This is a genomic window from Ectopseudomonas composti (genome assembly GCF_900115475.1).
In the GTDB taxonomy this organism is placed as follows: Bacteria; Pseudomonadota; Gammaproteobacteria; order Pseudomonadales; family Pseudomonadaceae; genus Aquipseudomonas; species Aquipseudomonas composti.
Map to the genome: position 1 here is coordinate 39110 of NZ_FOWP01000015.1, position 23353 is coordinate 62462.

The 23353-nt window shown below is 63.9% G+C and carries 26 protein-coding genes and 1 tRNA gene; 20 read left to right on the forward strand and 7 right to left on the reverse strand.

The features are described 5' to 3' along the window. Positions 1-3 precede the first annotated feature (3 nt). Positions 4-80, forward strand: a tRNA-Arg gene (locus tag BM059_RS21560). On the opposite strand, the gene BM059_RS25855 is transcribed toward BM059_RS21560, so the two are convergent. Beyond that, positions 36-623, reverse strand: coding sequence for a DUF4124 domain-containing protein (locus BM059_RS25855; protein WP_244154447.1), 588 nt, complete (start codon positions 621-623; stop codon positions 36-38). The genes BM059_RS21560 and BM059_RS25855 overlap by 45 nt on opposite strands. A 323-nt stretch (positions 624-946) precedes the next feature. On the opposite strand from BM059_RS25855, the gene mgtE reads away from it, so the two are divergent. Continuing rightward, complete coding sequence (gene mgtE / locus BM059_RS21570) at positions 947-2389, forward strand: magnesium transporter (protein WP_037005624.1); 1443 nt, start codon at positions 947-949, stop codon at positions 2387-2389. Between the two features lie 6 nt (positions 2390-2395). Here the strand turns inward: mgtE and BM059_RS21575 are convergent, their stop codons facing one another. From BM059_RS21575 to BM059_RS21585, 3 genes are all read right to left on the reverse strand, one after another. Continuing rightward, positions 2396-2857 carry a nuclear transport factor 2 family protein gene (locus BM059_RS21575; RefSeq protein ID WP_074941292.1) on the reverse strand — a complete coding sequence of 154 codons (462 nt, stop codon included), beginning with the start codon at positions 2855-2857 and terminating at the stop codon, positions 2396-2398. 26 nt (positions 2858-2883) lie between these two features. Next, positions 2884-3156, reverse strand: coding sequence for an Atu4866 domain-containing protein (locus tag BM059_RS21580; protein ID WP_244154448.1), 273 nt, complete (start codon positions 3154-3156; stop codon positions 2884-2886). Positions 3157-3224: 68 nt separating this feature from the next. Continuing rightward, positions 3225-3947 (reverse strand): SDR family oxidoreductase, encoded by a 723-nt coding sequence (locus tag BM059_RS21585; protein ID WP_083413315.1) that lies wholly within the window; start codon positions 3945-3947, stop codon positions 3225-3227. A 175-nt stretch (positions 3948-4122) separates the two neighbouring features. Here BM059_RS21585 and BM059_RS21590 point away from each other — a divergent pair, with 175 nt between their 5' ends. From BM059_RS21590 to BM059_RS21605, 4 genes are all read left to right on the forward strand, one after another. Next, complete coding sequence (locus tag BM059_RS21590) at positions 4123-5019, forward strand: AraC family transcriptional regulator (RefSeq protein ID WP_074941364.1); 897 nt, start codon at positions 4123-4125, stop codon at positions 5017-5019. Positions 5020-5220: 201 nt separating this feature from the next. Beyond that, the gene (locus BM059_RS21595; RefSeq protein WP_074941365.1) at positions 5221-5478 is read left to right on the forward strand and encodes an OadG family protein; all 258 of its coding nucleotides are present in this window, start codon (positions 5221-5223) and stop codon (positions 5476-5478) included. A gap of 23 nt (positions 5479-5501) precedes the next feature. Then, entirely contained in the window at positions 5502-7280 is a 1779-nt protein-coding gene (gene oadA / locus BM059_RS21600; protein ID WP_074941295.1) for a sodium-extruding oxaloacetate decarboxylase subunit alpha, read from the forward strand. 10 nt (positions 7281-7290) lie between these two features. Further along, positions 7291-8427: a sodium ion-translocating decarboxylase subunit beta gene (locus tag BM059_RS21605; RefSeq protein WP_037005617.1), complete on the forward strand. Its 1137-nt coding sequence runs from the start codon at positions 7291-7293 to the stop codon at positions 8425-8427. A 63-nt stretch (positions 8428-8490) separates the two neighbouring features. On the opposite strand, the gene BM059_RS21610 is transcribed toward BM059_RS21605, so the two are convergent. Continuing rightward, the gene (locus BM059_RS21610) at positions 8491-8817 is read right to left on the reverse strand and encodes an Arc family DNA-binding protein (RefSeq protein ID WP_037005616.1); all 327 of its coding nucleotides are present in this window, start codon (positions 8815-8817) and stop codon (positions 8491-8493) included. Positions 8818-9200: 383 nt separating this feature from the next. Here BM059_RS21610 and phnC point away from each other — a divergent pair, with 383 nt between their 5' ends. From phnC to BM059_RS21680, 14 genes are all read left to right on the forward strand, one after another. Then, positions 9201-10025 carry a phosphonate ABC transporter ATP-binding protein gene (gene phnC / locus BM059_RS21615; protein WP_037005615.1) on the forward strand — a complete coding sequence of 275 codons (825 nt, stop codon included), beginning with the start codon at positions 9201-9203 and terminating at the stop codon, positions 10023-10025. A 53-nt stretch (positions 10026-10078) separates the two neighbouring features. Then, entirely contained in the window at positions 10079-11080 is a 1002-nt protein-coding gene (gene phnD / locus BM059_RS21620; protein ID WP_074941296.1) for a phosphonate ABC transporter substrate-binding protein, read from the forward strand. Between the two features lie 83 nt (positions 11081-11163). Then, positions 11164-11955, forward strand: a complete 792-nt coding sequence (gene phnE, locus BM059_RS21625; RefSeq protein ID WP_037005613.1) for a phosphonate ABC transporter, permease protein PhnE — start codon at positions 11164-11166, stop codon at positions 11953-11955. A gap of 20 nt (positions 11956-11975) precedes the next feature. Further along, on the forward strand, positions 11976-12698 hold the full coding sequence (gene phnF, locus BM059_RS21630) for a phosphonate metabolism transcriptional regulator PhnF (protein WP_081811789.1): 723 nt from the start codon (positions 11976-11978) through the stop codon (positions 12696-12698). An 11-nt stretch (positions 12699-12709) separates the two neighbouring features. Further along, the gene (phnG, locus tag BM059_RS21635) at positions 12710-13159 is read left to right on the forward strand and encodes a phosphonate C-P lyase system protein PhnG (protein WP_074941297.1); all 450 of its coding nucleotides are present in this window, start codon (positions 12710-12712) and stop codon (positions 13157-13159) included. Further along, the gene (gene phnH, locus BM059_RS21640; RefSeq protein WP_074941298.1) at positions 13159-13770 is read left to right on the forward strand and encodes a phosphonate C-P lyase system protein PhnH; all 612 of its coding nucleotides are present in this window, start codon (positions 13159-13161) and stop codon (positions 13768-13770) included. The genes phnG and phnH overlap by 1 nt, the downstream gene beginning before the upstream one ends. Then, positions 13770-14846, forward strand: a complete 1077-nt coding sequence (locus BM059_RS21645; RefSeq protein WP_074941299.1) for a carbon-phosphorus lyase complex subunit — start codon at positions 13770-13772, stop codon at positions 14844-14846. The genes phnH and BM059_RS21645 overlap by 1 nt, the downstream gene beginning before the upstream one ends. After that, positions 14846-15715 carry an alpha-D-ribose 1-methylphosphonate 5-phosphate C-P-lyase PhnJ gene (locus BM059_RS21650; RefSeq protein ID WP_074941300.1) on the forward strand — a complete coding sequence of 290 codons (870 nt, stop codon included), beginning with the start codon at positions 14846-14848 and terminating at the stop codon, positions 15713-15715. The genes BM059_RS21645 and BM059_RS21650 overlap by 1 nt, the downstream gene beginning before the upstream one ends. Beyond that, complete coding sequence (gene phnK, locus BM059_RS21655; protein WP_074941301.1) at positions 15712-16521, forward strand: phosphonate C-P lyase system protein PhnK; 810 nt, start codon at positions 15712-15714, stop codon at positions 16519-16521. The genes BM059_RS21650 and phnK overlap by 4 nt, the downstream gene beginning before the upstream one ends. 220 nt (positions 16522-16741) lie before the next feature. Further along, the gene (phnL, locus tag BM059_RS21660) at positions 16742-17458 is read left to right on the forward strand and encodes a phosphonate C-P lyase system protein PhnL (protein ID WP_074941302.1); all 717 of its coding nucleotides are present in this window, start codon (positions 16742-16744) and stop codon (positions 17456-17458) included. After that, complete coding sequence (locus BM059_RS21665; protein ID WP_074941303.1) at positions 17448-18593, forward strand: alpha-D-ribose 1-methylphosphonate 5-triphosphate diphosphatase; 1146 nt, start codon at positions 17448-17450, stop codon at positions 18591-18593. Before phnL ends, BM059_RS21665 begins: the two co-directional genes overlap by 11 nt. Then, positions 18593-19201 (forward strand): phosphonate metabolism protein/1,5-bisphosphokinase (PRPP-forming) PhnN, encoded by a 609-nt coding sequence (gene phnN / locus BM059_RS21670; protein ID WP_074941304.1) that lies wholly within the window; start codon positions 18593-18595, stop codon positions 19199-19201. The genes BM059_RS21665 and phnN overlap by 1 nt, the downstream gene beginning before the upstream one ends. Then, the gene (gene phnP, locus BM059_RS21675; RefSeq protein ID WP_074941305.1) at positions 19192-19956 is read left to right on the forward strand and encodes a phosphonate metabolism protein PhnP; all 765 of its coding nucleotides are present in this window, start codon (positions 19192-19194) and stop codon (positions 19954-19956) included. Before phnN ends, phnP begins: the two co-directional genes overlap by 10 nt. A 98-nt stretch (positions 19957-20054) precedes the next feature. Next, positions 20055-21257 carry an MFS transporter gene (locus BM059_RS21680; RefSeq protein WP_074941306.1) on the forward strand — a complete coding sequence of 401 codons (1203 nt, stop codon included), beginning with the start codon at positions 20055-20057 and terminating at the stop codon, positions 21255-21257. A 30-nt stretch (positions 21258-21287) separates the two neighbouring features. On the opposite strand, the gene BM059_RS21685 is transcribed toward BM059_RS21680, so the two are convergent. Both BM059_RS21685 and BM059_RS21690 read right to left on the reverse strand, forming a co-directional pair. Next, positions 21288-21905, reverse strand: a complete 618-nt coding sequence (locus BM059_RS21685) for an NAD(P)H-dependent oxidoreductase (RefSeq protein ID WP_037005600.1) — start codon at positions 21903-21905, stop codon at positions 21288-21290. Then, complete coding sequence (locus BM059_RS21690) at positions 21898-23292, reverse strand: class II fumarate hydratase (protein ID WP_074941307.1); 1395 nt, start codon at positions 23290-23292, stop codon at positions 21898-21900. Before BM059_RS21690 ends, BM059_RS21685 begins: the two co-directional genes overlap by 8 nt. Between the last annotated feature and the right edge of the window lie 61 nt (positions 23293-23353).

Sequence of the window (23353 nt, forward strand, 5' to 3'; positions counted from 1 at the left end):
AACGGACTCATAGCTCAGCTGGATAGAGTACTCGGCTACGAACCGAGCGGTCGGAGGTTCGAATCCTCCTGAGTCCGCCATACCGAAAGGGCCTGCAGCAATGCAGGCCCTTTTTCTTTGTGCGTCATTTGCCTTTCACGCACCCGGCTTCGTCGAAGCTGACCTGCCGACTGCTCCCGCCTTTGCGTTTCTCGCGGTAGTGATAGCGCTGCTGTCCATTGCTGCTTGTGACTCTGTCCGGCTTGCCCAGACGTGCTTTCCACGTCGGCTCGGCTCATGCCGCGGCGGACCTCCTTGCGGATGATTGCCTGGCGCCTCTCGCTGCTGCTCAACAGGTTGCCGCAGCCATCGTCCTGCTGGCCGACGATGACCAGCTCGCCACTGCTTGCCGAGGCGGTTGCCGTGCGTCGGTCTGGATCCGCCAGGGGGATTGCCTTGCCGCTGCTGGGGGTGTGGTTGCGCGCATCCTGCAGATGCTGCTCCTGATCGTCGCTGCAGCCGTGGCGAGTGAAGGTGACATGGCCATCTGCGCCCACGCAGCGGAACACGCTGGCGGCATAGCTGTCTGCAATAGGGTAGAGAAATGCAGCGGCCAATAGCGCTGCGAAGTGCCGTCCTCGCATGAATCGTCCTCCGTGACGTTTGCCTGCTTCAGGTTAGACCGTTTTTTCACCCTCGTCAGGGTGTCCTGGCGCGAGTGGCTGGCGTCGCATAGCCAGGTTTTCATGCGAGATCGAAGTTTGCGACGCAAGCAATTGTTCTTGCCGCGCTTTTGTCACGTACAAAGCTGTTTTGCGGTGTTATGATTCGCCGCGTCAGCCCCGCCGGGGCTTGTGGAATACCACCATGGACTTACCCAGTAGTTACTCAATACTCCCCTCGCACAATCGTGTAAGACCTGATTGATCCCCTTTGGCGTGCCCGCCAACTGGGGGTGGAGCGCGCTATGACAGAAGTAGAAGCCAAAAAGCCGCAAGAGAGCTTGCAGGATCGCCTGGCCCAGGTGATCGAGCTGCTGCATCGGCACAAACTGGTCGAAGACCTGACCCATCGTCAGGAAGGCCAGCATCACGACCGGGTCGAGAACCTAGTACATCGTCAGAATCTCGTCGAGCTGCAGCGCAAGCTCGAAGATCTGCACCCTGCGGATATCGCCCACATCCTCGAAGCCTTGCCGCTCGATGAGCGTCTGACCGTCTGGCAGTTGGTCAAGGCTGAGCGTGACGGCGACATTCTGCTGGAAGTGTCTGACGCGGTACGAGAAACCCTGATCGCCGACATGGATGATCACGAGATTCTCGCTGCTGCCAAGGATCTGGACGCCGACGAACTCGCCGACCTGGCACCGGAACTGCCGCGCGACGTCGTTCACGAACTGATGGAAACCCTCGATGCGCAGCAGCGCGAGCGTGTGCGCTCGGCCCTGTCCTATGAGGAAGATCAGGTCGGCGCGCTGATGGACTTCGAGATGGTCACCATCCGCGAGGACGTCAGCCTGGAAGTGGTACTGCGTTACTTGCGCCGCCTGAAAGAGCTGCCGGGCCATACCGACAAACTGTTCGTGGTCGATTACGACGGCGTGCTCAAGGGCGTGCTGCCGATCAAGCGCCTGCTGGTCAACGACCCGGACAAGCAGGTTGGTGAGGTCATGGCCGACGATCCGGTGAGCTTCCACCCGGACGAGGACGGCTACGACGCGGCCCAGGCGTTCGAGCGTTACGACCTGATTTCCGCCCCGGTGGTGGACAAGAACGGCAAGCTGATCGGCCGTCTGACCATCGACGAGATGGTCGACCTGATCCGTGAGGAAAGCGAAAGCGAAGTGCTGAACATGGCCGGTCTGCGCGAGGAAGAAGACATCTTCGCCTCGGTGTGGAAGTCGGTGCGCAACCGTTGGGCCTGGTTGGCGATCAACCTGGTCACGGCGTTCCTGGCGTCGCGGGTGATCGGCCTGTTCGAAGGTTCGATCGAGAAGCTGGTGGCGTTGGCGGCGCTGATGCCCATCGTTGCCGGTATCGGCGGTAACTCGGGTAATCAGACCATCACCATGATCGTGCGCGCCATGGCGCTGGATCAGGTCAGCACCGGCAATACCAAGCGTCTGGTACGCAAGGAACTCGGCGTATCTTTGATCAACGGCATCCTTTGGGGTGGGGTGATCGGCGCCGTCGCCTATGGGCTTTACGGCAGCTGGTCGCTAGGCGTGGTGATGACTGCGGCAATGACCCTCAACCTGTTGCTGGCGGCATTGATGGGGGTGCTGATCCCCATGACCCTGGCACGCCTGGGGCGAGATCCGGCCATGGGGGCCAGCGTGATGATCACCGCCATGACCGACAGCGGCGGCTTCTTCATCTTCCTGGGGTTGGCGTCGATCTTCCTGATGTAGGTCGCTTCAGTTCATCAGTTCGACCAAGCGCCAGGTATCGAGAAAGGCCGTGACCCGGGTGATCCGGCCGTTTTCCAGCTGCATGTGCCAGGAATAACTGTTCTCGTAACGGCTGCCGTCCTTGGCGGTCGCCTGGCCGTTCCAGTGCACGACTACGTATGGCCCCTGCGCCACGATCTGGCGGACGGTGGGGACGATGGGTGTCGCGAGTTTGTCAGTGATGGGTTTGACCGCATCCTCCATGAACGCCTCGCGCGTACGGTAAGTCCCGGAGGACGGGCTGCTGCCGGCCACGACCCAGACGGCGTCATCGGCCAGCAACTGGAAGATGCCGCCCTGACCTGCACGCCAGTCATCGAAGGCTTTCTGAATCAGGGCCTGATTGGCCGCGGTGTTATCACTTGCCCAGGCAGGTAGGCAGAGTGATGCGCTCAGTAGCAATGCGGCGATGATCTTTTGCATGTTCATAAGTTTTCCTTGGCTGATGGCTAGCGTTACTCGCCAGTCGGGTCGCTTCTGCGGCGCAGTACCATACCGCCGTGATAGAGCACGTCGTCGATGAATTCACCGTCGGCGGTAAAGCCGGTGTCGTCGACGTAGTCGATGTGGTTGCCGGTGATTCGGTAGCTGCCCTGGTAGGCACTTTCCCGCTTCCCACGTGCCTCGTCATAACGTCCGTTGGCCAGTAGCTCATGACGGACATGGCCATCGTCTGTTACCCACATGCCTGCGTAGGCATGGGGTTTCTGCGTTTCTGCGGTCGTCATTTCGGGCAACAGTGCGCCGCTGATCAGCAGCGCCGTCAGAGTGGTCTTTGCTGACATGCTGGTTTCCTTCAATACGGACTGGCGGTCGGCCGCACGATCAGCTCGCTGACGTCGACGTCGTCGGGCTGTTCGACTGCATAGGCCACGGCCCGGGCGATGGCGTCCGGTGTGATGGCGATGCGGCGGAAGGCTTTCATCGCTTCGCGTGCACTGGCGTCGGAGATGCTGTCGGCCAGTTCGGACTCGACCACGCCGGGGCAGATGGTGGTGACGCGGATGCGCTCGCTTTCCAGGCGCAGGCCTTCGGATATGGCCCAGACGGCGTACTTGGTGGCGCAGTAGACCGCCGCCGTCGGTGATACGGCGTGGGCGCCGATGGAGGCGATGTTGATCACCTGGCCATGTCCGCGCGCCTCCATGCCCGGCAACACGGCGGCGATACCGTGCAGTACGCCGCGTACGTTGACGTCGAGCATGCGATTCCACTCATCTACCTTCAATGCATTGAGCGGCGAAAGCGGCATGACGCCTGCGTTGTTGATGATCACGTCGACGGCGCCGTGATGCGTTTCGGCATGCTCGACGAAGGCTTGCATGTCATGCAGCTGAGTGACGTCTAGGGCGCGGCAGGACGCGTGTTGCCCCTCGGCTTGCAGGGCTTTTACCAGGGCCTGCAGGCGCTCGATGCGCCGCGCGCCGAGTACCACGTGATGACCCAGGCCAGCGAGGTGCCTGGCGATGGCTTCGCCGATGCCACTGCTGGCGCCGGTGATGAGGATGACTTTGCTCATGTCGGTCTCCATTGCGTTATGGAGAGGTCATGCTAGGCAGGCGCTGGCCTGCTGCTAAGTCTCGTTACTCTTTGGTTATTGCCTGTTTCTATTGAATGCTTCCTACAATGCCCGGGTCTTCATTGCGAGTCGAAAGTGGCGCATGAGCATGAATCCCGAGCAGACGAAACAGCGCATGGTCGAGCTGATGCTGCGCCTGGCGCCAGAAGAGGGGTACACGGCGGCGCAGCTCGACGGCGTCACCTTCATGCGTTCCAATCGGCCGCTTCCGGTGACCCCGGCGCTCTATGAGCCGAGCGTCGTGATCGTGATTCAGGGGCGCAAGAGCGGGCTGCATGCCGGCAATCTGTATGTCTACGATGCGCGGCACTACCTGGTGCTGGCGCTGCCCTTGCCATTCTCAATCGAAACCGAGGCCAGCGCCGAAGAGCCGATGCTGGGCCTGGCACTGCGTGTCGATCCCTTGCAGGTGGCGCAGTTGCTGATGGGGCTGGACGATCTGCCGGCGAGCGAGCCGGCGACACTTTACTCCAGCCCGATGGATGCTCGTTTGAGCGACGCCACGCTGCGCCTGCTGGAGGCATTGGCCGACCCTGACGAAGTGCGCCTGCTCGGGCCGTCGATCCTGCGTGAAATCCTCTTTCGCGTGTTGCAGGGCGAGCAGGGCAGCGGCCTGCGTGCGACTCTGGCACCGAACAGTCATTTCGGCCGCATCACGCGCGTTTTGCAGCGCATTCATAGTGACTATCAAGAACCGTTCGACGTGCCCGCCATGGCTGAGCTCGCCAGCATGAGCGTGCCGACCTTCCATGTGCACTTCAAGGCCATGACCAGCCGCTCGCCATTGCAGTATCTCAAGGCGATTCGCTTGCACCAGGCGCGCCTGTTGATGATCCGCAACGATATGAGTGCGATCAGTGCTGCGCAGCGTGTTGGCTATGAAAGTCCGTCGCAATTCAACCGGGAGTTCAAGCGTCTGTTCGGGCGTACGCCGGGAGATGAAGCCCACCACTTCAAACGCCTGCTGTCGCTCGCCCCGGCGGTCGATATCCGTGCTCGTGTGGCCTTCTAGATCGAGACTTGCAGAGGCGTTCTCCTCCTTTGGTAGTGAGCATGGCGCAAACACTACATAAATCGTTCATCCAGCCCTTTTGTGGTTTGCTTCAAACGCTCGTTTCAGGCTAAGGTTCGGCAGCTTTGCCTGGGCGCAGACCCCAGGCGCTCCTGATCAATAATGAACGCAGCCGTCGAGCTGCTGGCCAAAGGAGCCAAGATGACCCCCAGTGAACTGCTGCTCGAGGGCGTTGAACTCATGCTGTTCGGCATGGGCTTCGTCTTTGTCTTTCTGGTGTTGCTGGTTGGCGTGGTCAGCCTCATGTCCCGCTTGATCGCGACCTTCGCGCCGCCCGTATCGATCTCTGCCGTTGCATCTCCAGTACCCAGTGCCAGGTCGGCCAGCCAAGAGCCGGATGCAGAAACGCTGGCCGCCATCCAATCCGCTATTGCCCAGTACCGCGCACGCCGCGGTTGATCAGGTTCAGAGGGAGTACCTGCATGACTGCCGTGAAACAAGCACTCGGAATTACCGATGTGGTGCTGCGTGACGCCCATCAATCCATTCTGGCCACGCGCGTGCGTCTGGAAGACATGCTGCCGATCGCACCGAAGCTCGATCAAGTCGGCTTCTGGTCGGTGGAGTCCTGGGGCGGCGCGACCTTCGACGCCTGCATTCGTTACCTGGGCGAAGACCCCTGGGAGCGCATCCGCGAACTGAAGAAGGCCATGCCCAATACCCGCCAGCAGATGCTGCTGCGTGGGCAGAACCTGCTGGGCTACCGTCACTACGCCGATGACGTGGTGGAAAAGTTCGTCGAGCGTGCTGCAGTCAACGGCGTCGACGTGTTCCGCGTATTCGATGCGATGAACGACCCGCGCAACCTGGAAACCGCGCTCAAGGCCGTTAAACAGCAGGGCAAGCACGCCCAGGGCACCATCTCCTACACCACTAGCCCGGTGCATACGCTGGAAATGTGGGTCGACCTGGCCAAGCAGATCGAAGACATGGGCGCCGACTCGGTGGCGATCAAGGACATGGCGGGAATTCTCACGCCCTATATCGCCTTCGAGCTGGTGTCGCGCCTGAAGGCCAGCCTGTCGATTCCGGTTCACATGCAGTGCCATGCCACGGCCGGGCTATCGTCGGTGGCGATCCTCAAGGCGGTGGAGGCCGGTATCGATAACGTCGACACCGCCATTTCCTCGCTGTCGATGACCTATGGTCACTCGCCGACCGAGTCGGTGGTGGCGATGTTCCAGGGCACTGAGCGCGACACCGGGCTGAACCTGGAGCTGCTGGAAGAAATCGCCGCGTACTTCCGTGAAGTGCGCAAGAAGTACGCGAAGTTCGAAGGCAATCTCAAAGGCGTCGACTCACGCATTCTGGTCGCCCAGGTGCCGGGCGGCATGCTCACCAATATGGAAAGCCAGCTGAAAGAGCAGGGTGCCCAGGATAAGTTCGACCAGGTTCTGGCCGAGATCCCGCGTGTGCGTGAAGACCTCGGCTTCATTCCGCTGGTGACGCCGACCTCGCAGATCGTCGGTACCCAGGCGGTGATCAACGTGCTCACTGGCGAGCGTTACAAGTCGATCACCAAGGAGACTGCCGGTGTATTGAAGGGCGAGTACGGTGCAGCACCTGCTCCCTTCAATGCCGAACTGCAGGCTCGTGTACTCGACGGCAGCCAGGCCATCACCTGCCGCCCAGCCGATCTGCTCGAAGCTGAAATGCACAAGCTGACCGCTGAGCTGAAGGGGATCGCCAAGGAGAAAGGCATCAAGTTGGCGGCCGATGAAATCGATGACGTGCTGACCTACGCACTGTTCCCGCAGATTGGCCTGAAGTTCCTCGAGAACCGTGGCAACTCGGCTGCCTTCGAGCCCGCGCCGACCGGCAAGGAGACCGTTGCCCGCGAGCCGGGCAAGCCCGAGGTCTATACCGTCGAGGTCAATGGCAAGTCGTTCGTCGTGCAGGTGGGTGAGGGTGGCGATATCGAGGGCATCAAGCCCGTTGGTGGCGCAGCCAGTGCCGCTCAAGCTGTCGCTCCGGTGGCAAGCGGCGGTGGCGAGCCGCAGGCGGCACCGCTGGCCGGCAATATCTTCAAGGTGCTGGTGCAGCCAGGCAAGGCCGTAGAGGAGGGTGAGCTGGTCATCATCCTCGAGGCGATGAAGATGGAAACCGAGATCCGTGCCTTCAAGGCCGGCACTGTTGGCGCCGTCAACGTCAAGGTCGGTGATGCGGTGGCGGTGGGCGACAGCCTGCTGACCATCGGCTGAGGAGTTCGCCATGGAAAAGCTGCTTAAACTCTGGCAGAGCACCGGCCTGTATCATCTGGAGCCTGGTCAGGCGTTCATGATCGCGGTGTGCATGCTGTTGATCTACCTGGCCATCAAAAAGGGCTTCGAGCCTCTGCTGTTGATCCCCATTGGCTTCGGTGGGCTGCTGTCGAACATTCCGGTAGCCAACATGTCCGAGGGTGCCGGTTTCCTGCACCTGATCTATGAAGTGGGCCTGCCGACCAGTATCTTCCCGCTGCTGATCTTCCTCGGTGTCGGTGCCATGACCGACTTCGGCCCGATGCTGGCCAACCCCAAGACCTTGCTGCTCGGCGCTGCTGCGCAGTTCGGCATCTTTGGCACCTTGCTGGGCGCACTGGCGCTGACTGCGTTGGGTATCCCGGGCATGGAGTTCACCCTGAAAGAGGCTGCGTCAATCGCCATCATCGGCGGTGCTGACGGCCCGACCTCGATCTTCGTGACTTCCAAGCTGGCGCCGCATCTACTTGGCCCTATTGCAGTTGCGGCCTATGCCTATATGGCGCTGGTACCCTTGATTCAGCCACCGATCATGCGCGCCCTGACCACCAAGGAAGAGCGCGCCATCGTCATGCAGCAGTTGCGTCCGGTGGGGCAGACCGAGAAGATCATTTTTCCCATCGTGCTGTGCATGCTGATTGGCATGCTGCTGCCTGACGCGGCCCCGCTGATCGGCATGTTCGCCCTCGGCAATCTGCTGCGCGAGGCCGGCGTGGTGGAGCGACTGGCCGATACGTCGCGCAATGCGCTGATCAATATCGTCACCATCTTCCTTGGGCTGACCGTGGGCTCGAAGCTGTCGGCCGAGGCCTTCCTGCAGCTCAAGACCCTGGGCATCCTGATGCTGGGCATGGTGGCTTTCTGTGCCGGCACGGCGGCCGGTGTGCTGATGGCCAAGCTGATGAACCTGTTCAGCAGCAACAAGGTCAATCCGTTGATTGGCTCGGCGGGGGTGTCGGCGGTGCCGATGGCGGCGCGCGTGTCGAACAAGGTCGGCCTGGAAGCCAACCCGCAGAACTTCCTGCTGATGCATGCCATGGGGCCGAACGTGGCTGGGGTGATTGGTTCGGCTGTGGCGGCGGGGGTGCTGCTCAGTTTCGTTGGCTGATCGAGGTCAGAATGACAGGCAACAAAAAAACCGGCTCAAGGCCGGTTTTTTCATGGGCTCGCCTCATGCTTCTTCGGCGGCCATTTCCACGTCGTGGGCGATCAATGCAACCAGAGCATTTTGCTGGCGGCGCGACAGCTGACGGAAACGCTGCAGCAGCTCTCGCTCATGCAGGCTCAGATCAGGGCTGTCGAGACGCAGGCTGAGATCCTCATCCAGAGCGCCTTCCTGCAGCATGCTCTGCTCCAGACGGGCGATGATTTCAGAGTTCATGCTGCGGTGATGGTTGCGTGCTACGTCAGCAATACGCTCACGCATGCCATCAGGCAAGCGAACGACGAATTTGTCAGCCGTGCGGCTGGAATAAATAGCCTGTTTCATAGGGCGCATACATTACCGGTTAGTTCAGGGAGCGATACTGGTAGTCAGTGTCGAGATTGTCACCGGTTTGACCGTCTTTCGCACTAGCCGTTCAACCGGTACCGCGTTCTGCGTCGTATGACCATAAGGTCAGATGAACAGTTCCTTGACGCCAAATACGTGGCACATTGTGCTTGAGGTAAAGGCTTTATGCCAGCACCGGCTGTCAGAAATGCGCAGTACTCAGCATTAAGTCCTCCCGTTCGACGTCTCGCTGTGCAAAAGATTCAAGCGATGGTCACCCAAACGTAACGACTGCTTCACAGCTCTGACACAGGATCTGCCTACCTTGGTCTACACCAGAAGGCAGCCGAAGCGCCCTCTGTCCATTGATGATAGTAGAGGGCCAGCACATGAGCGTAGCGATTCGAGTCGACCGTCTGAATAAAAGTTTCGGCCGCAAACAGGCGCTATTCGATCTGGCCCTGTCAGTACAGCCGGGCGAAATGGTGGCGTTGATCGGCGCCTCGGGTTCAGGCAAGTCGACCCTGCTGCGGCACTTGGCCGGCCTGGCGCGCGGCGATGCCGGCAGCATCGAGGTGCTTGGGCGCCAGGTGCAGGCCGACGGGCGCCTGAATGGCGACGTGCGCCGCCAGCGCGCCGACATCGGCTACATCTTTCAGCAATTCAACCTGGTCGGCCGTCTCAGCGTTCTGCAGAACGTGCTGCTCGGCGGTCTCGGCCGGATGCCGCGCTGGCGTGGCAGTCTCAGCCTGTTCAGCCCCGAAGAGAAGCAGCGTGCATTGCAGGCGCTGGAGCGGGTGGGGTTGGCCGAATTCGCCGCGCAGCGTGCTTCGACCCTGTCCGGTGGTCAGCAGCAGCGTGTGGCCATCGCCCGTGCGTTGTGCCAGCAGGCCGAGGTGATTCTCGCTGACGAGCCGATCGCCTCGCTCGACCCGGAGTCGGCGCGCAAAGTGATGGAGATTCTCGCCGACATCAACCGTCGCGACGGCAAGACGGTGGTGGTGACCCTGCATCAGGTCGACTACGCCGTGCGCTATTGCCAGCGTGCCGTGGCACTCAAGGGCGGGCGCATCCATTTCGACGGCCCGACAGCGGGTTTCAACCCCGATTTCCTCAACGATCTCTACGGCGGCGATCTCGACATCAGCCTGCTGCTGCCGCAAGGGCAGCGCCCGCGGGCTGTAGAGCGTCCGCTGACGTTGGCCAAGGCCTGACGTCACCTCCCTCATTCAAACACCAACGCCAACTCGCAACAGGAGTGTGCTCCATGTTCAAACGCATCGGCCAGGTGCTGGCTGCCTCCGCGCTCGTCACCGGTTCCTTCCTGGGCTCGGCCCAGGCTGCCGAGGAACTCAACTTCGGCATCATCTCCACCGAGTCCTCGCAGAACCTCAAGGCCATGTGGGATCCCTTCCTCGCCGACATGAGCAAGCAGACCGGCGTGAAGATCAACGCCTTCTTCGCCCCGGACTATGCCGGGATCATCCAGGGCATGCGTTTCGACAAGGTTGACGTGGCCTGGTACGGCAACAAGTCGGCGATGGAAGCAGTCGATCGTGCCGGTGGCGAAATCTTCGCCCAGACGGTGGCGGCCAACGGTGCGCAGGGCTACTACAGCCTGTTGGTGGCGCACAAGGACAGCCCGATCAACTCGGTCGAGGACATGCTCAAGAACGCCAAGAGCCTGACCTTCGCCAACGGTGACCCGAACTCCACCTCCGGTTACCTGGTGCCCGGCTACTACGTGTTCGCGCAGAACAACGTCGACGCCGGCAAGGTCTTCAAGCGCTCGCTCAATGGCAGCCATGAGGTCAATGCGCTGTCGGTGGCCAACAAACAGGTCGACGTCGGCACCTTCAACAGCGAAGGCATGGAGCGTCTGGAAGTGACCGCTCCGGACAAGGCCGCACAGCTCAAGGTGATCTGGACTTCGCCGCTGATCCCCTCCGACCCCATCGTCTGGCGCAAGAACCTGCCGCAGGAAACCCGCGACAAACTGCGCAACTTCTTCATGAGCTACGGCGCCAAGCCGGAGGAGAAGAAGGTACTCGCAGGCCTGCAGTGGGGTCAGTTCAAGGCTTCCGACAACGATCAGTTGCTGCCGATCCGCCAGCTCGAACTGTTCAAGAAACGCAGCGAAGTGGCCAACAACGCCACGCTCAAGGACGCCGACAAGCAGGCCCAGCTCAAGGAGCTGGACGCCGAACTGGCCAAGCTGGAGCAGCGCATGGCCGAGCGTGAGAAGCAAAGCGGCGCCAGCGCCGGCTGACCTCGAGAAGCCGCCCCGCAGTGGTGGGGCGGCCCTCGCAAAGCTCGCCGCTGAAGCGTCTCCCACAGGATCGAGAGTGACCCATGACCACACTGACCACCGCCACCCCGGTCGCCGACGGCAAGCGCAGCTGGCTGCAGCTGATCGGCTGGGGCCTGTTCCTTGCCGTGCTCGCCTGGTCCTGGCAGGGCGCGGAAATGAACCCGCTGGCACTGGTGCGCGATGCCGGCAACATGGCGACCTTCGCCGCCGACTTCTTCCCGCCGGATTTCAGCAACTGGCAGCACTATCTCAAGGAGATGGTGACCACTGTGCAGATCGCCCTGTGGGGCACGGTGCTGGCCATCGTCTGCGCCATTCCGCTGGGCATCCTCTGTTCCGAGAACATCGTGCCCTGGTGGGTCTACCAACCGGTGCGCCGGGTGATGGATGCCTGCCGTTCGATCAACGAAATGGTCTTCGCCATGCTCTTCGTCGTCGCGGTCGGGCTCGGCCCCTTCGCCGGTGTACTGGCGCTGTTCATCAGCACCACCGGGGTGTTGGCCAAACTCTTCGCCGAGGCGGTCGAGGCCATCGACCCAGGTCCGGTCGAGGGCGTGCGCGCCACCGGTGCCAGTGCCTTGCAGGAGGTGATCTTCGGCGTCATCCCACAGGTGCTGCCGTTGTGGATTTCCTACTCGCTGTACCGCTTCGAGTCCAACGTGCGTTCGGCCACGGTGGTCGGCATGGTCGGCGCCGGCGGTATCGGGGTGATTCTCTGGGAGGCGATTCGCGGCTTCCAGTTCGCCCAGACCTGCGCACTGCTGATCGTGATCATCCTGGTAGTGAGCGCTATCGACATCTTGTCCCAACGCCTGCGCAAGCTCTTTATCTGAAGGAGAGGGAGGGCGCCTGCGTGCGCCCTTTGCAAACGATGAACTTGTCTAGACAAAGCGAACCGCTGTACCGCGAACTGGCCGCCGTGCTGCGCGAAGACGTGCAGCACATGAGCCCGGGCGACTACCTGCCGGGCGAGATGCAACTGGCCGCGCGCTTTTCCGTCAACCGCCACACCTTGCGTCGCGCCGTCGACGAGCTGGTGCTCGAGGGCCGTTTGCTGCGTCGCCAGGGCAAGGGCACGCAGGTACTGGCCAAGCCCCTGGTGTATCCGGTGGAGGCGGGCAGCGCCTTCAGCCAGTCGCTGTCGGCGCTCGGCCACCGGGTCGAGGCCAAGCTGATCGAGCGCCTGCGTCGCAGCGGCAGCAGCGAGGAATGTCGCCACCTGCAACTGCCTGATGGCAGCGAACTGATCGAACTGGCCACCCTGCGCCTGCTCGACGGCCAGCCGCTGAGCCTGATCCGCCACCGTTTCTGCGCCAGCCTGGCGCCGCTGTTGGCCGATTACGAAGGCGGTTCGCTGCGCCATTACCTGGGCGAGCGCGACCTGCCACTGGCGCGCACCTTCAGCCTGATCGGCGCGCGCCTGCCCAGCCGAGAGGAGGCTGCGCACCTGTTGATGCCGCGCCATGCGCCGCTGCTCAGCGTGCTCACCCTGTCCCGTGACCCCGCCGGTCGCGCGGTGGAGCTGGCGCAATCCAGCAGCCGCGCCGACCGCTTCCAGTACCAGGTCGCGACCTGATGGAGACCCGCATGAACCACCAAGACCCGAATATCACCGCGCGCCAGAGCTGGATGGGCGTGTTGGCCCGCGCCGGCGGCGACCTCGACGCCCATGAGGCGGCACTGAAGGACAGCGCCTACCAGCTGATCCGCGCCCCTGAGGTGGGCATGACCCTGGTGCGCGGGCGCATGGGCGGCACCGGCAGCGCCTTCAACCTGGGCGAGATGACCGTCACCCGTTGCGTGGTGCGCCTGGCCGACGGCCGCACCGGCTACAGCTATCTGGCCGGCCGTGACAAGCGCCGCGCCGAACTCGCGGCACTGGCCGACGCCCACCTGCAGGGCAGCGACCAGGCGCGCTGGCTCAGTTATCTGATCGAACCCCTGGCCCGCCAGCAGCGCGAACAGCGTCTGGCCCAGGCCGCACGTACCGCCACCACCCAGGTGGAATTCTTCACCCTGGTCAGAGGAGAGGATTGATGAACACGCCGCAGAGCTCGCACTGGCTGCAACCGGCTTTCGACGATCCGGTGCTCGATGCCCAGATCAGCTTCCGCGCTGCGCTCGGTGCCCTGGCCGAGCCGGGGCTACCACGCACCATGGACCGCGCACACCTTCTGGGTGACCTGGCGCCGGCCACTTATGGCCTGTGCCTGGCCTTCCTCGACAGCGACACGCCGCTGTGGCTGGCGCCACGCTTCGATACGCCGCTGATCCGCGCCAACCTGGCGTTCCACTGCGGTTGCCCGATCGTCGCCGAGCGCGAGATTGCCCTGTTCGCCCTGCTCGACGAGCGTGAGTTGGGAGATCTGTCGGACTTCGACAATGGTAGCGAGCGCTACCCGGATCAGTCCTGCACGCTGCTGATTCAGCTGGCTGATCTGCATGCCGGAGCCCCTCTGCGCTGGCGTGGCCCGGGCATCAAGGACGTGCGCAGCGTCAACCTGCCGTTGCCGGCCTCGTTCTGGCAGCAGCGCCAGGCGCGCAGCGCTTTTCCCCGTGGTCTGGACTGCTTCTTCGCCGCAGACGGCGAGGTGATCGGCCTGCCGCGCAGCACCCGCGTGCTGATCGAAACCGAGGAGGCTGCCTGATGTATGTCGCCGTCAAAGGTGGCGAACGCGCCATCGACAATGCCCATCAACTGCTGGCCAGCCGTCGCCGTGGCGATACCACCGTCGCCGAACTGGGTGTGCAGCAGGTACGTCAACAGTTGCCGCTGGCCGTGGCCCGGGTGATGAGCGAGGGCTCGCTGTACGACGAAGAACTGGCCGCACTGGCCATCAAGCAGGCGGCCGGCGACCTGATGGAAGCCATCTTCCTCTTGCGCGCCTACCGCACCACGCTTCCGCGCTTCGGTGCCAGCGAACCGCTGGACAGCACGCGGATGCAACTGCAGCGGCGCATCTCTGCCACCTTCAAGGACCTGCCCGGTGGTCAACTGCTCGGCCCGACCTTCGACTACACCCACCGCCTGCTGGACTTTGCCCTGCTGGCCGAGGGCGAGTACCCGGCACCGGAAAGCGCCGTGATCGATGAACCGAAAGCCTGCCCTCGGGTGCTGGACTTTCTCGCTGACGAAGGCCTGATGGCCCGTGAGCAGGATGATGGTACCCCGGTGCCGGACATCACCCGCGAGCCGCTGGCCTTTCCCGCCAAGCGTGCCGAGCGTCTGCAGGCTCTGGCCCGTGGTGATGAAGGCTTCCTCCTGGCGCTGGGTTATTCCACCCAGCGTGGTTATGGCCGCAACCACCCCTTTGCCGGGGAGATCCGCATCGGTGCCGTCGAGGTGTGGATGACCCCCGCCGAACTGGGTTTCGCCGTACCGCTGGGCGACATCGAAATCACCGAATGCGAGATGGTCAACCAGTTCGTCGGTGAAAGCGCCGAGCAGGCGCAGTTCACCCGTGGTTACGGCCTGAGCTTCGGCTATGCCGAGCGCAAGGCCATGGGCATGGCCCTGGTCGACCGCGCCCTGCGCGCCGGTGAGTACGGTGAAGAAGTGCAGGGCCCGGCGCAGGAGGAGGAGTTCGTGCTGATGCACTGCGACAATGTCGAGGCCGCCGGCTTCGTCTCGCACCTCAAATTGCCGCACTACGTCGACTTCCAGGCCGAACTGGAACTGATCCGCAAGCTGCGCCGCCAGGCGCCGGCAGAGGAGAACCGCTGATGAACCTGTCCAATGCAAGCGGCGCCCGCGAGGCGTCGGCCTACAACTTCGCCTACCTCGACGAGCAGACCAAACGCATGATCCGTCGTGGCCTGCTCAAGGCCGTATCCATCCCCGGCTACCAGGTGCCCTTCGGCGGCCGCGAGATGCCGCTGCCCTACGGCTGGGGCACCGGCGGCATGCAGCTGACCGCCGCCATTCTCGGTGCGGATGATGTGCTCAAGGTGATTGACCAGGGCGCTGACGACACCACCAATGCGGTGTCGATCCGCCGCTTCTTCGCTCGTACTGCCGGCGTCGCCACCACCGAGCGTACGGTTGATGCCAGTGTGATCCAGACCCGCCATCGCATTCCGGAAACCCCGCTGTCGGCCGGGCAGATCATGGTCTATCAGGTGCCGATTCCCGAGCCGCTGCGCTTTATCGAGCCGAGCGAGCAGGAGACGCGGACCATGCATGCGCTGGAGGACTACGGCGTGATGCACGTGAAGCTGTACGAGGACATCGCCACCTTCGGCCATATCGCCACTGCCTACGCCTACCCGGTGACGGTGGACGCGCGCTACGTGATGGATCCGTCGCCGATTCCCAAGTTCGACAACCCTAAACTGGACATGAGCCCGGCGCTGATGCTGTTCGGTGCCGGCCGTGAGAAACGCCTCTACGCGGTGCCGCCCTATACCCGGGTGGTCAGCCTGGACTTCGAGGATCACCCCTTCGCCGTGCAGCAGTGGGACGAATGCTGCGCCTTCTGTGGCAGCAGCGAGTCCTTTCTCGACGAGCTGATCGTCGATGACGCTGGCAGCAAGCGCTACGTCTGCTCCGATACCGACTACTGCCACCAGCGCACCGAGGAGAATCTGCAATGAGCGCCGCCGAACGTCTGCAACCTGTCGTGGCAGCGACTGAGCCGCTGTTCTCGGTGCGTGACCTGACCCGCCTGTACGGCCCGGACAAGGGCTGCCAGGGGGTGAGCTTCGACCTTTATCCCGGCGAGGTGCTGGGCATCGTCGGCGAGTCCGGCTCGGGCAAGTCCACCTTGCTCAGCCTGCTTGCCGGGCGTTGCCCGCCAGATCGCGGCACGGTGAGTTATCGCGGCCGCGACGGTCAGTGGCTGGATCTGTACAGCGCCAGCGAAGCCGAGCGGCGCACGTTGCTGCGCACCGAATGGGGCTTCGTCGAGCAGAGCCCGCGTGACGGTCTGCGCATGGCGGTGTCGGCCGGCGCCAACATCGGCGAGCGGCTGATGGCCCAGGGCGTGCGCCACTACGGCGAGTTGCGCGCCGCCGGGCTCGATTGGCTGAGCCAGGTGGAGATCGACCCGACACGCATCGACGACCTGCCGCGCACCTTCTCCGGCGGCATGCAGCAGCGCCTGCAGATCGCCCGCAACCTGGTGTCCGCGCCGCGCCTGGTGTTTATGGACGAGCCGACTGGCGGGCTGGACGTGTCGGTGCAGGCGCGCCTGCTGGATCTGCTGCGCGGGTTGGTGCGCGAGCTGGACCTGGCGGTGGTGATCGTCACCCACGACTTGGCGGTGGCGCGCCTGCTGGCCGACCGGCTGATGGTGATGCGCCGTTCGCGCGTGGTGGAGGCGGGGCTGACCGATCAGATTCTCGACGACCCGCAGCATCCCTATTCGCAGCTGTTGGTGTCGTCGGTGTTGCAGCCATGACACGTAGTTTCTGTAGGAGCGGCTTCAGCCGCGAATCGCTTTTCGCGGCTGAAGCCGCTCCTACGAGTCACCCTCGGTGGATGGATAAAGCGCCATCCACCCTACAACCACCAACCCGTAGCCCGGATGAAATCCGGGAAAACCGTGCCAGCCATCCCCGGGTTGCACCTGGGCTACGCCCCATAGCAAGAACTCGCTCCTACGGGGTAGAGAGGATCGAATGAACAACCTGATCGAGGTCAGCGGCCTCAGCAAGACCTTCACCCTGCACCAGCAGAACGGCGTCGTCCTGCAGGTGCTGCGTGACCTGAACTTCAGCGTACGCGGTGGTGAGTGCCTGGTGCTGCACGGCCAGTCCGGCGCCGGCAAGTCGACCCTGTTGCGCACGCTGTACGGCAACTACCTGGCTGCGGGCGGCAGCATCCGTATTCGCCATCAGGGCTCGCCGCTGGAGCTGGTCGGCGCAGAGCCGCGCCGGGTGCTGGAGGTGCGGCGGCAGAGCCTGGGTTACGTCAGCCAGTTTCTGCGGGTGATCCCACGCGTCTCGACCCTGGACGTGGTGATGGAGCCGGCGCTGTCGCGTGGCTGGACGCGTAGCGACGCCGAGGCGCGGGCCAAGGCATTGCTGGCGCGGCTGAGCATCCCCGAAGCGCTCTGGCAACTGGCGCCGGGCACCTTCTCCGGTGGTGAGCAGCAGCGCGTCAACATCGCCCGCGGCTTCATGGTCGAGTGGCCAGTGCTGTTGCTGGACGAGCCCACGGCCTCGCTGGACGACGCCAACCGTCAGGTGGTGCTGCAACTGATCAACGAAGCCAAGGCCGCTGGCAGTGCGCTGATCGGCATCTTCCACGACCGCAGCGCCCGCGAGGCGGTGGCCGACCGTTACCTCGACATGAGCGCCGAGGCGGCGCAAGCGGAGTACGTCTATGTCGTCTGAACAGATTCTCAGCAACGCCCGCGTCGTCACTGCCGAGCGCGAGTTCCTCGGCACGCTGCTGCTGCGTGACGGGCTGATCGCCGCGGTGGACGAAGGCGCCAGCCGCCTGCCGCAGGCCCAGGACCTGGGCGGCGATTACCTGCTGCCAGGGCTGGTGGAGTTGCACACCGATAACCTGGAAAAGCACATGAGCCCACGCCCAGGGGTCGATTGGCCGTCGGCTTCGGCGGTGCTGACCCATGATGCGCAGATCGTCGCCGCCGGCATCACCACGGTGTTCGATGCGCTGTCCATCGGCGATATCAACCCGCGCGGTCGGCGCATGCAACAACTGCCGGCGATGATCGAGGCCATCGCCGCCAGCGAGGCAGCCGGGCAGACCCGTGCCGAGCATCGCCTGCACCTGCGCTGCGAGCTGTGCCACCCCGATGCCCTGGCGATTTACCGCGACCTGGTGGAGCACCCGCTGGTGGCGCTGGTCTCGGTGATGGATCACTCGCCCGGCCAGCGCCAGTTCGCCAAGGTGGAGAAGTACCGCGAGTACTACATGGGCAAGTACCACCTGAGCCCTGCGGAGATGGAGGATTTCCTCCAGGAACAGATCGCCAACTCGCGCCAGTACAGCGACCGCCAGCGCCGCGCCATCGTCGAGGACTGCCACGCCCGTGGTATCTCGGTGGCCAGCCATGACGATGCGACCCTGGCCCACGTGCAGGAGTCGGCCGGCTTCGGCATGGCCATCGCCGAGTTCCCCACCACCCTGGAGGCGGCCAAGGCCAGCCATGAACTGGGCCTGAACGTGCTGATGGGCGCGCCGAACGTGGTGCGTGGCGGCTCGCACTCGGGCAATATCGCCGCCGCCGAACTGGCGCGTCACGGTGTGCTGGATATCCTCTCCAGCGACTACTACCCGGCCAGCCTGTTGCACGCGGCCTGGCTGCTCGCCGGGCAAGACAACGACTATGATTTGCCTGCGGCCATCGCCACCGTGAGCCGCGCACCGGCCAGGGCGGCCGGGCTGGAGGATCGCGGTGAGATTCGCGTCGGCCTGCGTGCCGACCTGGTTCAAGCCAGGGCCCATGGCCAGCAGCCGGTGATCCAGCAGGTGTGGCGCCAAGCACGAAGGGTGTTCTGATGCAGGGCAGGTTGATCTATCTGATGGGGCCTTCAGGCTCGGGCAAGGACAGCCTGTTGCAAGCCGCGCGTGCGCCGCTGGAGGCGCACGGCTGCCGTTTCGCCCGGCGGGTGATCACCCGTAGTGCCGAATCGGTGGGAGAAGATGCGCTGGGGGTGACCCCGGCCGAATTCGAGCGCCTGGAGGGCGAGGGCGCCTTCGCCCTGAGCTGGCGCGCCAATGGCCTGGCCTATGGCATCCCGCGCGAGATCGATGACTGGCTGAGTGCCGGTCAGGATGTGCTGATCAACGGTTCGCGCGGCCATCTGGAGGCCGCCCGTCATCGTTATCCGCAACTGCTCGCGGTGCTCCTGCAGGTCGACGAAGAGGTGCTGCGCCAGCGCTTGCTGGCTCGTGGCCGCGAGACGCCGGAGCAAATCGAGCAGCGTCTGGCGCGCAGCCGCGAACTGCAGGTGGGCAGCGCTTTGTCCCCTCTCCCGCTTGCGGGAGAAGGGCCGGGGGAGAGGGCTGGCCAGGCTGACACCGTCATCCTCGACAACTCCGGCCCGCTGCAACAGACCGTCACCCGCCTGCTGCAACTGCTGGACGAGACTCGCCAATGCGCCTGACCCTGCTCGGCACCGGCGATGCCCGCCAAGTGCCCGTGTACAACTGCAACTGCCCGGCGTGCGATGCAGCGCGCGTCTATCCGTCACGACGCCGTGGCCCCTGTTGCGCGCTGGTCGAATGTGGCACGCAGCGCTGGCTGATCGACAGCGGCCTGAGCGACCTTGCCGAACGCTTCCCGCCGCATAGTTTGAGCGGCATCCTGCAAACCCATTACCACGCCGACCATGCCCAGGGCCTGTTGCACCTGCGCTGGGGCCAGGGTCTGATCATCCCCGTGCATGGCCCGGATGATCCGGAGGGCCTGGCCGATCTGTACAAGCATCCGGGCATCCTCGACTTCAGTCAGACGTTCACCGCCTTCGAGCGTCGTCGACTGGGTGAGCTGAGCGTTACCGCGCTGCCGCTGACGCATTCGAAGCCGACCTTCGGCTATTTGTTTGAAGGGCAAGGGCTCGACGGGCAGGGCAGGCGCATCGCCTACCTCACCGATACTGTTGGTGTGCCCGAGGCCAGTTGCGCCGAACTGCAGCGCGCGCGGCTGGATCTGCTGGTGCTCGATTGCTCCACCGCGCCGCAAGCGCTGGCACCACGCAATCACAATGACCTGACCCGCGCACTGGAAGTCATTGAGCGCCTGCAGCCGACACAGGCGGTGCTGACCCATATCGGCCATAGTTTCGATGCCTGGCTGCTGGACCATCCCGACGCCTTGCCGCCGGGTGTGATGCTGGCGAGCGACGGCCTGGTACTGTGAGCCTGCGTCGTTATCTGTAACCAAAGGTTTCAGGTTTGCCGGGCTTGCCGTTACAGTGCCAGGCCTTTCGACGTGTTTTCCTCCTGCAAAGAGACCGCATGAACGCCCGCCGCATTACCCTGTTGCTGTGTACGGCCGAAACCCTGGGCATGGCCGGTTTTGCCCTGTTCGCCGCGCTGTTGCCGCAGTTCCAGGCGCTCTGGGGGTTGAGCAATACCGAGGCTGGCTGGATCGGCGGCGGCTTCTTTCTCGGCTATATGCTGGCCGTGCCGGTACTCACCGGCCTGACCGACCGCCACGACGCCCGGCTGATTTACCTGTGGGCGATGCTGCTGACGGCGGTAGCCAGCGCCGGTTTCGTCTTCGCCGATGGTTTCTGGTCGGCGCTGCTCTGGCGTGTGCTCGCCGGCATCGGTCTGGCGGGCACCTACATGCCGGGGCTCAAGGCGCTGTCGGAGCGTATCGACGGTGCCTCGCAGTCGCGCGCCATCGCCTTCTACACCGCCAGCTTTGGATTGGGCACGGCGCTGTCCTTCACACTGTCCGGCGAACTGGCCAGGCTCGGCGGCTGGCAACTGCCGGCATTGCTCAGCGGCGCCTGTGCGTTGTTGGCCTGGGCACTGGTGTACTGGGGAATGGCACCTAAAGCGGTGGTCGCTCATGCGCCGCGCAATCTGCTGGATCTGGCGCCGCTGAAAAACCGTGCGGTATTGGCCTACTGCCTGGCCTACGCGATGCACAACCTGGAACTGTTCGCCCTGCGTGCCTGGCTGGTGGCCTTCGTGGTGTTCTCTGGGCATTTGCAGGGCGTCGATCCCTGGCTTTCGGGCACCTGGGTGGCGATGTTGGCGACGCTGATCGGCATGCCGTCGAGCATTCTTGGTAATGAGCTGGCGCTGCGTTTCGGGCGTCAGCGCTGGTTGATCGGGGTGATGCTCAGCTCCGCGCTGCTGGCCGCCGTGGTCGGCCTGGGCGCAGCGCTGCCGTTTTGGGCAATGCTGGGGCTGATCCTGATCTACGCGGTGACGGTGACCGCCGACTCGGCTTCGCTGACCGCTGGGCTGGTCAGCGTGGCCCCGGCCAGCCACCGTGGTGCGGCGATGGCGCTGTATTCCTGCACTGGCTTTACCGGCGCGTTCCTCGGCCCGTTGCTGTTCGGCATGACGCTCGATGTGTTGGGCGATGAGCTGCTGCTTGGCTGGTGGGCGGCGTTCGCCCTGATGGGCCTGCTGCTGACGCTGGGGCCACTGGCGCTGTGGTGGGCGGGCTGGGCGCGCGAGGTGGCTCGCGCCCCTGAGTGAGGGGCGCGCTACAGGGCTCGGGTGGTGGATTTACGCTTTGCTGCCCAGTGCTTCGGCCTTGCGCAGCCAGTTCTGACGTTGTTCTTCGCTGGACGGGCGCACCGGGGCGAATTCGCTCAGGCGGCGGGTCTTGATGCCGCAGAAGCCGAGGATGGTACGCACCATCTGTCGATGCGCCGGGGCACCGTAGACCCAGCGGAAGTACCAGCGCGGCGTGTCCATGGTCACCAGCAGGTCGGCGCTGCGCCCACTGAGCAGCTTGTCCCAGAGTTGCGAGCGGTTGCGGTACTTGAAGGCGAAGCCGGGTAGGAACACCCGGTCGAAGAAGCCCTTGAGCAGCGCGGGTATGCCGCCCCACCAGACCGGGTAGACGAACACCAGGTGCTGAGACCAGTGGATCAGGCGCTGGGCTTCGAGCAGGTCCGGCTCAAGATTCTGGCTTTGTTCATAGCCATCGCGCAGCACCGGGTCGAACTGCATCTCGCCCAGCCGCAGCTGGCGTACCACGTGTCCCTTGCTGCGTGCTCCCTGGCTGTAGGCCTCGGCCAGGGCATGGCAGAGGCTGTCCTTCTTCGGCGTGCCGAGAATCAGCAGGATTCTTTTGCCATCGCCTTCCAGCGGTGTGGCGCCACTCTTGCCTTCAGTCATGCCGCCCGGCTCCAAGCATGTCCTGCGGTCGTACCCATTGGTCGAACTCCTCTTCATTCAGATAGCCGAGCTGCAGTGCGGCCTGGCGCAACGTGCTGCCTTCGGTGTAGGCCTTCTTGGCGATTTCAGCGGCTTTGTCGTAGCCGATATGGGGGTTGAGCGCCGTCACCAGCATCAGGCCATTCTCCAGGTGCGCGGCCATTTGCGCGGCATCCGGCTGCAGATCGGCGACACAATGCTGCTGGAAGTTGCGGCAGCCGTCGGCGAGCAGACGGATCGATTGCAGCAGATTATGGATGATCACCGGTTTGAACACGTTCAGCTGCAGGTGGCCCTGGCTGGCGGCGAAGCTGATGGTGGCGTCGTTGCCCAGCACCTGGCAGGCCAGCATCGACAGCGCTTCGCACTGGGTCGGGTTGACCTTGCCGGGCATGATCGAGCTGCCCGGCTCGTTGGCTGGCAGGCGCACTTCGGCGAAGCCAGCACGTGGCCCGGAGCCGAGCAGGCGCAGGTCGTTGGCCAGCTTCATCAGGGCCACGGCCAGGGTTTTCAGCGCGCCGGACAGTTGCACCAGCGGTTCGTGACCGGCCAAAGCAGCGAACTTGTTAGGTGCACTGGTCAGTGGCAGACCGGTGAGCGCGGCCAACTCGGCGGCAATGGCTTCGGCGAAGCCTGCTGGTGCGTTCAGGCCGGTGCCGACGGCGGTACCGCCCTGGGCCAGTTCACAGACAGCGGGCAGCGCGGCACGAATCGCCGCTTCGGCGTGGCCAAGCTGGGCGACGAAGGCCGACAGTTCCTGGCCGAAGGTGATCGGCGTGGCGTCCATCATGTGGGTGCGCCCGGTCTTGACCAGGTTGGCGTGACGCTGCGCCTGGTCCTGCAGGCCGTCACGCAGTTCGGCCAGCGCCGGCAGCAGGGCGTGGCGTACACCCTGCACGGCGGCAATGTGCATGGCGGTGGGGAAGCAGTCGTTGGAGCTCTGCGCGCGGTTGACGTGATCGTTGGGGTGCACCGGGGTCTTGCCGCCACGGTTGCCGCCAGCCAGTTCGTTGGCGCGCCCGGCGATCACCTCGTTGACGTTCATGTTGCTCTGCGTGCCGCTACCGGTCTGCCAGACCACCAGGGGAAACTGCGCGTCGTGCTGGCCGTCGAGCACTTCGTCGGCAGCCTGTTCGATCAGTCGGGCGACATCCGCCGGCAGCTCGCCGCTACGGCTGTTGACCCGTGCTGCGGCTTTCTTGATCAGCGCCAGGGCATGCAGCACGGCCAGCGGCATGCGTTCCTGGCCGATGGCGAAGTTGATCAGCGAACGCTGGGTCTGCGCACCCCAATAGGCGTCGTTGGGGACTTCGATGGGGCCGATGCTGTCGGTTTCGGTGCGGCTCATGGCGTTCTCCGGGGCAAATGCAAGGTTGCTGGCAGTTTAGGTCGCGCCACCGAAGACAGGT

Excerpts from the sequence above, each read along its gene's own strand:
- BM059_RS25855 (WP_244154447.1), bottom strand. The coding sequence starts at position 623 with ATGCGAGGACGGCACTTCGCAGCGCTATTGGCCGCTGCATTTCTCTAC.
- mgtE (WP_037005624.1), top strand. The coding sequence starts at position 947 with ATGACAGAAGTAGAAGCCAAAAAGCCGCAAGAGAGCTTGCAGGATCGC.
- BM059_RS21575 (WP_074941292.1), bottom strand. The coding sequence starts at position 2,857 with ATGAACATGCAAAAGATCATCGCCGCATTGCTACTGAGCGCATCACTC.
- BM059_RS21580 (WP_244154448.1), bottom strand. The coding sequence starts at position 3,156 with ATGACGACCGCAGAAACGCAGAAACCCCATGCCTACGCAGGCATGTGG.
- BM059_RS21585 (WP_083413315.1), bottom strand. The coding sequence starts at position 3,947 with ATGAGCAAAGTCATCCTCATCACCGGCGCCAGCAGTGGCATCGGCGAA.
- BM059_RS21590 (WP_074941364.1), top strand. The coding sequence starts at position 4,123 with ATGGTCGAGCTGATGCTGCGCCTGGCGCCAGAAGAGGGGTACACGGCG.
- BM059_RS21595 (WP_074941365.1), top strand. The coding sequence starts at position 5,221 with ATGACCCCCAGTGAACTGCTGCTCGAGGGCGTTGAACTCATGCTGTTC.
- oadA (WP_074941295.1), top strand. The coding sequence starts at position 5,502 with ATGACTGCCGTGAAACAAGCACTCGGAATTACCGATGTGGTGCTGCGT.
- BM059_RS21605 (WP_037005617.1), top strand. The coding sequence starts at position 7,291 with ATGGAAAAGCTGCTTAAACTCTGGCAGAGCACCGGCCTGTATCATCTG.
- BM059_RS21610 (WP_037005616.1), bottom strand. The coding sequence starts at position 8,817 with ATGCGCCCTATGAAACAGGCTATTTATTCCAGCCGCACGGCTGACAAA.
- phnC (WP_037005615.1), top strand. The coding sequence starts at position 9,201 with ATGAGCGTAGCGATTCGAGTCGACCGTCTGAATAAAAGTTTCGGCCGC.
- phnD (WP_074941296.1), top strand. The coding sequence starts at position 10,079 with ATGTTCAAACGCATCGGCCAGGTGCTGGCTGCCTCCGCGCTCGTCACC.
- phnE (WP_037005613.1), top strand. The coding sequence starts at position 11,164 with ATGACCACACTGACCACCGCCACCCCGGTCGCCGACGGCAAGCGCAGC.
- phnG (WP_074941297.1), top strand. The coding sequence starts at position 12,710 with ATGAACCACCAAGACCCGAATATCACCGCGCGCCAGAGCTGGATGGGC.
- phnH (WP_074941298.1), top strand. The coding sequence starts at position 13,159 with ATGAACACGCCGCAGAGCTCGCACTGGCTGCAACCGGCTTTCGACGAT.
- BM059_RS21645 (WP_074941299.1), top strand. The coding sequence starts at position 13,770 with ATGTATGTCGCCGTCAAAGGTGGCGAACGCGCCATCGACAATGCCCAT.
- BM059_RS21650 (WP_074941300.1), top strand. The coding sequence starts at position 14,846 with ATGAACCTGTCCAATGCAAGCGGCGCCCGCGAGGCGTCGGCCTACAAC.
- phnK (WP_074941301.1), top strand. The coding sequence starts at position 15,712 with ATGAGCGCCGCCGAACGTCTGCAACCTGTCGTGGCAGCGACTGAGCCG.
- phnL (WP_074941302.1), top strand. The coding sequence starts at position 16,742 with ATGAACAACCTGATCGAGGTCAGCGGCCTCAGCAAGACCTTCACCCTG.
- BM059_RS21665 (WP_074941303.1), top strand. The coding sequence starts at position 17,448 with ATGTCGTCTGAACAGATTCTCAGCAACGCCCGCGTCGTCACTGCCGAG.
- phnN (WP_074941304.1), top strand. The coding sequence starts at position 18,593 with ATGCAGGGCAGGTTGATCTATCTGATGGGGCCTTCAGGCTCGGGCAAG.
- phnP (WP_074941305.1), top strand. The coding sequence starts at position 19,192 with ATGCGCCTGACCCTGCTCGGCACCGGCGATGCCCGCCAAGTGCCCGTG.
- BM059_RS21680 (WP_074941306.1), top strand. The coding sequence starts at position 20,055 with ATGAACGCCCGCCGCATTACCCTGTTGCTGTGTACGGCCGAAACCCTG.
- BM059_RS21685 (WP_037005600.1), bottom strand. The coding sequence starts at position 21,905 with ATGACTGAAGGCAAGAGTGGCGCCACACCGCTGGAAGGCGATGGCAAA.
- BM059_RS21690 (WP_074941307.1), bottom strand. The coding sequence starts at position 23,292 with ATGAGCCGCACCGAAACCGACAGCATCGGCCCCATCGAAGTCCCCAAC.